This is a genomic window from Micromonospora sp. NPDC002296, assembly GCF_040296145.1.
Classification (GTDB): Bacteria; Actinomycetota; Actinomycetes; order Mycobacteriales; family Micromonosporaceae; genus Micromonospora.
This window is the reverse complement of the sequence record NZ_JBEOWQ010000011.1, coordinates 79,181-86,561: the sequence shown is the minus strand read 5'-3', so window position 1 is coordinate 86,561 and position 7,381 is coordinate 79,181. Positions and strand designations below refer to the sequence as shown.

The 7,381-nt window shown below is 72.6% G+C and carries 5 protein-coding genes; 4 read left to right on the top strand and 1 reads right to left on the bottom strand.

The window, feature by feature from the left end:
• Window positions 1-27: 27 nt before the first annotated feature.
• On the bottom strand, window positions 28-1,224 hold the full coding sequence (locus tag ABT023_RS12175; protein WP_350884489.1) for an acetyl-CoA C-acetyltransferase: 1,197 nt from the start codon (window positions 1,222-1,224) through the stop codon (window positions 28-30).
• A gap of 79 nt (window positions 1,225-1,303) precedes the next feature.
• On the opposite strand from ABT023_RS12175, the gene mce reads away from it, so the two are divergent.
• The 4 genes from mce (at window position 1,304) to ABT023_RS12155 (ending at window position 7,314) form a co-directional block, all read left to right on the top strand.
• Window positions 1,304-1,774 carry a methylmalonyl-CoA epimerase gene (gene mce, locus ABT023_RS12170; RefSeq protein ID WP_350884487.1) on the top strand — a complete coding sequence of 157 codons (471 nt, stop codon included), beginning with the start codon at window positions 1,304-1,306 and terminating at the stop codon, window positions 1,772-1,774.
• A 333-nt stretch (window positions 1,775-2,107) separates the two neighbouring features.
• A complete protein-coding gene (ccrA, locus tag ABT023_RS12165) occupies window positions 2,108-3,463 on the top strand; it encodes a crotonyl-CoA carboxylase/reductase (protein ID WP_350884645.1) in 1,356 nt (451 codons plus the stop codon).
• Between the two features lie 327 nt (window positions 3,464-3,790).
• Window positions 3,791-5,050 carry a coiled-coil domain-containing protein gene (locus tag ABT023_RS12160; protein WP_350884485.1) on the top strand — a complete coding sequence of 420 codons (1,260 nt, stop codon included), beginning with the start codon at window positions 3,791-3,793 and terminating at the stop codon, window positions 5,048-5,050.
• Window positions 5,051-5,226: 176 nt separating this feature from the next.
• Entirely contained in the window at window positions 5,227-7,314 is a 2,088-nt protein-coding gene (locus ABT023_RS12155; protein ID WP_350884483.1) for a coiled-coil domain-containing protein, read from the top strand.
• Window positions 7,315-7,381 lie beyond the last annotated feature (67 nt).

Here is a 7,381-nt window from a genome sequence, read left to right as displayed (position 1 = left end):
CTCGCACACCCCGCTCACTCCTCACGCTCACCGTGCCTCGCTGGGGCTGGGGACGTGGACGATCAGCGCGTCGCCCTGGCCGCCGCCGCCGCACAGCGCCGCCGCGCCGGTGCCACCGCCACGCCGCTTCAGTTCCAGCACGAGGGTGAGCACCAGCCGGGCGCCGGACATGCCGATCGGGTGGCCGAGCGCGATGGCGCCGCCGTTGACGTTCACCTTGTCCGGGCTGATCCCCAGGTCACGGGCGGACTGGACGCCGACGGCGGCGAACGCCTCGTTGATCTCGATGAGGTCGAGGTCCTCGATGCCCAGGCCGCCCTTCTTGAGGGCATGGCTGATCGCGTTGGACGGCTGCGAGTGCAGCGAGTTGTCCGGGCCGGCGACGTTGCCGTGCGCGCCGATCTCGGCCAGCCAGGTCAGCCCGAGCTCCTTGGCCTTGGCCTTGCTCATCACCACCACGGCTGCGGCCCCGTCGGAGATCGGCGAGGAGCTGCCGGCGGTGATCGTGCCGTCCTTGGCGAACGCGGGACGCAGCTTGGCCAGCGACTCGACGGTGGTGTCCGGCCGGATGCCCTCGTCCTCGCCGATCACCAGCGGGTCGCCCTTGCGCTGCGGGATGATCACCGGGGTGATCTCCTCGGCGAAGTGGCCGTTCTTCTGCGCGGCGGCGGCCCGCTGGTGGCTGGCCGCGGCGAACGCGTCCTGCTCCTCGCGGGTGATGCCGTGCCTCGCGCCGTGCCGCTCGGTGGACTCGCCCATCGAGCAGCAGTCCCAGGCGTCGGTGAGCCCGTCGAGCGCCATGTGGTCCTTGATCGTCACGTCGCCGTACTTGTAGCCGGCGCGCTGGCCGAGCATCAGGTGCGGGGCGTTGGTCATCGATTCCATGCCGCCGGCCACCACGATGTCGAACTCGCCGGCCCGGATGAGCTGGTCGGCCAGGGCGATCGCGTCCAGGCCGGAGAGGCAGACCTTGTTGATGTTCAGCGCCGGCACCGACATCGGGATGCCCGCCTCGACGGCGGCCTGCCGGGCCGGGATCTGACCCGCCCCGGCCTGGAGCACCTGACCCATGATCACGTACTGCACCTGCTCGGGGGCGACCCCGGCGCGCTCCAGCGCGGCCTTGATCGCGACACCGCCGAGCTTCGTCGCCGGAAGGTCCTTGAGGTTGCCGAGCAGGCGACCCATCGGGGTCCGCGCGCCGCTGACGATCACCGAAGCCATTGCCTGCCTCCGAGGGGGATGCCGAGCCATACACCTTAACGATTGTTTGGTTACCCGGGTGTTCGGTCAGACTAGCGCCATGGCTGAGAACTCCCCCGCCGAGCCCACTGCCGACTTTGTCACAGACATCGGCCTGCGCCGCATCGACCACGTCGGGATCGCCGTCGCCGACCTGGACGCCGCGATCGACTTCTACCAGCGGACCTTCGGGATGCGCTGCGTACACACCGAGACCAACACCGAGCAGGGCGTCCGCGAGGCGATGCTGGCCGTCGGCCCGAGCGCCGAGGGCGGCTGCGTGCAGCTGCTCGCCCCGCTGAGCCCGGAGTCGACCATCGCGAAGTTCCTCGACCGCAACGGCCCGGGGGTGCAGCAGGTGGCGTACACCGTGGTCGACATCGACGCGGCCTGCGCGGCGCTGCGGGAACGCGGGATGCGACTGCTCTTCGAGACCCCCCGCCGGGGCACCGCCGACTCCCGGATCAACTTCGTGCACCCCAAGGACGCCGGGGGCGTCCTCGTCGAGCTGGTCGAGCCCGCCGAGCACTGATCCGATCGCCGGCCGGGGGCGCGGCAGGGGGCCTGCCCACTCCCCGCCGACCCTCCGACACCGGGCCCGTCCTCGCTCGGCGAGCGTGACGATGCGCGGTTGAGCAGCCGTACGGACAGCTCCACACATCGGCCGATGCAGTTTTTCACAGACCCTTCCCGCCCTAACTACCGTTCAGTAACGTCCTGCTCCGACAGGGGCGGCCGTTGCCGGAGTCGGATGCCGACATCGCGGTCGGTACGCACCGGTGCCGATGGCAGCACCCGGGCCGAAGCGACGGCCACCAGGCGGATCCGCCGGGCCCCGGCGGGTGCGGACGAACGGGAGGTCACCGTGCAGGACATCCTCGAAGCGATCATGGCGGTGGAGGGCTCCGACGAATCCGGGCGGCAGCTCGCCGGCCTCGCCGGCCTTCCCGTGCCGAAGAGCTACCGGGGCGTGGTGGTGCGCGCCGACGAGGCCCGGATGTTCGAGGGGCTGGCCACCCGGGACAAGGACCCGCGCAAGTCCCTGCACGTCCAGGAGGTGCCGACCCCCGAGCTGGCGCCCGGCGAGGCGCTGATCGCGGTGATGGCCAGCGCGATCAACTACAACACCGTCTGGACCAGCATCTTCGAGCCGCTGCCCACCTTCAAGTTCCTCGAACGGTACGGCCGGGTCTCCGCGCTGACCGCCCGGCACGACCTGCCGTACCACGTGGTGGGGTCGGACGCGGCGGGCGTGGTGCTGCGCACCGGGCCCGGGGTGACGAAGTGGTCCGCCGGCGACGAGGTGGTGGCGCACTGCCTGTCGGTGGAGCTGGAGGACGCCGCCGGGCACGACGACACCATGCTCGACCCGCAGCAGCGGATCTGGGGCTTCGAGACCAACTTCGGCGGCCTGGCCGAGCTGGCCGTGGTCAAGGCCAACCAGCTCATGCCCAAGCCCCGCCACCTGACCTGGGAGGAGGCGGCCAGCCCGGGACTGGTCAACTCCACCGCGTACCGGCAGCTCGTCTCGCACCACGGGGCGAACATGAAACAGGGCGACGTCGTGCTGATCTGGGGCGCCTCCGGCGGCCTCGGCGGGTACGCCACCCAGATGGCGCTCAACGGCGGCGCGATCCCGATCTGCGTGGTGTCCTCTCCGGACAAGGCCGAGCTGTGCCGGCGGATGGGTGCCGAGTTGGTGATCGACCGGGCCGCGGAGGGGTTTCGGTTCTGGTCCGACGAGCACACCCAGGACCCGGACGAGTGGCGGCGCCTCGGCGAACGGATCCGGGGGCTGACCGGCGGCGAGGACCCGGACATCGTCTTCGAGCACCCGGGCCGGGAGACCTTCGGCGCGAGCGTCTACGTCGCCAAGCGCGGCGGCACCGTCGTCACCTGCGCCTCGACCAGCGGCTACCAGCACCAGTTCGACAACCGCTACCTCTGGATGCACCTGAAGCGGATCGTCGGCAGCCACTTCGCCAACTACCACGAGGCCTGGCAGGCCAACCGGCTCGTGGCGCTCGGCCAGATCCATCCGACGGTGTCGAGGACGTACCCGCTGGAGCAGGCCGGCCGGGCCGCGTACGAGGTGCACCGCAACCAGCACCAGGGCAAGGTGGGGGTGCGCTGCCTCGCCCCGACCGACGGCCTCGGCGTGCGGGACCCGGAGCTGCGCTCCCGGCACGAGGACGCGATCAACCGGTTCCGCGGTCGCTGAGCCGTCCGGACGCGGCACGGCCCCCGGGCCGTCCGGGGGATGCCCGGCCGGCCATTGCGGTGGCCGCGCATTGCCTTTCGACAGGGGTCATCGGCCCTCCTTTCGCGCGATAACGCCACGAGTCGACAAAGGGTCGCGCCGCGTTCGCGCGGCCCTTTGCCCACCCGGCCGGCCGGTCGCCCGAAGGGCCGCCCGACCCGGCCGGGAGCTGCCAAGATCGCCGTCGACACGGGCCGGGTGACAGCGGCCAGTTGACCATGTAAAGAGGACACGAAAGCCGCGCACCGCTCTTGCGAAACACCCCGGGGCGTCTGCGAGTATGTCCCAATGCCCCAGCAGCAGTCCTCCCCTCTTGCGTTCTTCGATAACGCGAACTCGCAGCCAGATTTCACCGTTGGCCTGCGCGGATACAACGTTGGGCAGGTCGATGACTTCATCGGTCGACTCACCGCCGCGCTGACCCAGTCCGAGCAGGCCCGCGCCGAGGCCGAGCAGCGGATGAACGACGCCCAGCGTCGGCTCCGCCAGGCAGAGCAGCGTCAGAGCGCGCTGGAGCAGAAGCTCACCGAGACCAACAAGCAGCTCGAGGAGAACAGCCGGCCGACCCTCTCCGGCCTGGGCACCCGCGTCGAGCAGATCCTGCGGCTGGCCGAGGAGCAGGCCAACGACCACCGCAACGAGGCCAAGCGCGAGTCCGAGGGGATCCTCTCCGCGGCCCGCCTGGAGGCCCGCGAGATCACCGACAAGGCTCGCGCCGAGGCTGCCGCGATGAAGGCCACCGCCGAGCGCGAGGCCGGCAGCGCCCGCACCGCCGCCGAGCGGGAGGCCGCCGAGGTCCGCGTGCAGGCCCGCCGGGAGGCGGACACCCTGCGCGCCGACGCCGAGCGGGAGACCAAGCAGCTGCGCACCGTCACCGCGCACGAGGTCGCCGAGCTGAAGTCGACCGTCGAGCGGGAGGTCGCCACCCTGCGCGCCACCGCCGAGCGGGAGATCACCCAGCAGCGGGCGAAGGCGGCACGGGAGGCCGAGGAGAAGCGCGCCGAGGCGACCAAGCTGCTCACCGACGCCCGCGACAAGCGCGACAAGGACCTGCAGGCCCTGGAGCTCCAGCTCGCCGAGCGGCGCGAGAAGTCCGAGCGCGAGGAGTCCGAGCGGCACGCCGCCCAGGTCGCGCAGACCCAGAAGCTGGTCGGCGAGGCCGAGCAGCGGGCCCGGGCAGCCCAGGAGCGGGCCAAGGAGATCGAGCAGCGCGCCGAGGCCCGCCGGGTCGAGTCCGAGCGCACCGCCAACGAGACGGTCGAGAAGGCCAAGTCGCTCTCGGAGAAGACCCTCAACGAGGCGAAGTCCGAGGCGAAGCGCCTGCTCACCGAGGCCCGCACCGAGGCCGACCTGACCACCCAGGCCGCCCGCCGCGAGGTCGATGACCTCACCCGCCAGAAGGACGCCGTCACCTCGCAGCTCGGCCAGATGCTCTCCGGCCTCGCCGGCATCGTGCCGGGCATTCCGTCGGCGCCGGCGCAGGCCAAGCCGGAGGCCGCCAAGGCGGACACCAAGGACGAGCGGGTGGCTGCGGAGCCCGCCGGCTGACCCACCGTACGGCCGGGGCATGACACGGCGCGGGGTGACACCGGGTGACCGGTTCAACCCCGCGCCGTATGCGTTTCCCAACCCTTGGCACCGCTGTCGGTGGCGTTAGTGAAGTACCTCCCATCCGGGCCGCCCGTATCGCCCCAGCCGAGCCTGATGCGTGTGAGGATGGGGGCATGTCGCACGGCGAGGAACTGTTCGCCCTAGGCGGGGATGTGACCACGGAGCCCAGCTTCGAGTCCGCCCTGCGGGGGTACGAAAAACGACAGGTGGACCGGTACGTCGCTCGTGCGGAGCACGAGATCGCGACCCTGGCGGCCGAGCGGGAACAGGCGTACACACAGATCCACAAGCTGGCCGGGCAGGTCGAGGTGCTGCAGCGCGACCTCGCCCAGGTGCGCAAGCAGGTGGGGGTGGTGGACCGGGCCTCGTTCCGGCACCTCGGCCCCCGGGTCGAACAGATCCTCGGCCTCGCCGAGGAGCAGGCCGACGACATCCTGGCCGCCGCGAACGAGGAGATCGAGGCCCGGCGGGCCGCCGCCGAGCACATCGTCTCCGAGGCCAAGGAGCAGGCCGGCCAGGCGCTCAAGGACTTCGAGATCGCCCTCGCCGCCCGGCGGGCCGAGGAGGAGCGGCACAGCGCCGGACGCCGCGCCGAGGCGGACGCCACGCTCAGGGCCGCCAAGGAGGAGTCCACCCGGCTCGGCAGGGTTGCCCAGGAGGCCCTCGCGAAGGCCCAGCAGGAGGCCACCCAGCTCCGGGACGCCGCCAAGGAGATCCACACCCGGGCCCAGCAGGAGGCGACCAAGCTCCGCGAGGCGGCCAAGGAGGCCCTGGCCAAGGCCCAGCAGGAGGCCACCCAGCTCCGCGAGGCGGCCAAGGAGGTGCACGCCAAGGCCCAGCAGGAGGCCAGGCGGCTCACCGATTCCGCCACCGAGGCCGGCCGGGCCACCCACGCGAAGGCGTTGCAGGAGGCCAAGCGGATCACCGACGACGCCGAGGCGGCGGCGAAGGGCAACCGCGACCGGGCCCGGCAGGAGGCCGAGCGGCTCACCGCCCAGGCCGCCGAGGCCACCCGGCACCAGCGCGCGGAGACCGAGGCGTACGTGCAGCGGATGCGCACCGAGACCGAGGCCTACGTGCAGCAGTCGCGCGCCCAGACCCAGCAGGAGCTGGGCGCCTGGCGGGCCGGGGTGGAGAAGGAGGTCAACGACCGGCGGGAGGTGGCCGACCGCGAGCTGGCCGGGCGCAAGGCGAGCGTCGAACAGGAGTACGCCAAGCGCCGGGACGAGCTCGACAAGCAGCACGCCACCCGGCAGGGCGAGCTCGACGAGCAGCACGCCACCCGGCAGACCGAGCTGGAGCAGCAGTACACCGCCCGGCGCGCGGAGATCGAGGGCGGCGCCGCCGAGATCCGGCGCGCCGCCGAGCAGGACGCCCTGACGATGCGCCAGCAGGCCGAGGAGGAGGCCGCCACCCTGCTGAGCCGGGCGGAGGCCGACTCGACCGACAAGCGCCGCAAGGCCGACGAGCACGTGGCCGCCTCCCGCCGCCAGTTCGAGGAGTACGCGGCCACCACCCAGCAGCACCTGGCCACCACCCAGCAGCACCTCGCGGCCACCCAGCAGGAGGTGGCCTCGGGTCGCCAGCAGCTGGCCCAGGTGATGCTCGAGATCGCCCAGGCCCAGCAGCAACTCGCCGACCTGCGGCAGGAGACCTGGCAGTCCCGGCAGGAGTCCGACGAGCTCCAGCAGCAGATGCTCGACCTGCGTCACCAGTTGGCCGGCGCGCGGCTGTCGGGCGACGACACCGGCCCGGCCCTGGTCACGCCGAGCCTGGACGGCTCGGGCCCGGTCAGGACCGGCGACGGCAAGGTGCCGGCGGCGGCCCCCAACGGCACCGCCCCGGCGATGGCTGCCGGCGGCCCCGCTCCGGCCGCCAAGGCCACGCCCGGCCCGGTCCCCGCCGGCGGTGGGGCCGTCAAGGCGACCGCCGACGCGGGGGCGGCGAAGGCCACGCCGGCCGACGACGCCGGGCCGGTCAGGGCCCGGCCGGTGGCCGAGCCGGTCACCACCGTGGACGGCGGGGCAGCCAGCGCAGGGGTCGACGGCGAGCCGACGGTGGCCGCGGTGCCCGGCGAGGGGGGCCGGAAGCCCACCCCCACGAAGATCACCAGCACCGGCGAGAACGGCAAGCGGCCGACCAAGCCGACCACCGACGAACGCAGCGCCAAGCCGAGCAAGGTGACCGTCGAGGCCGAGTGAACGGCCGGCCGGGCCGGGTGAGCGGCCCCACCGGTCACTCCGGACCGGCGGGGCGGGGTGGCCGGGG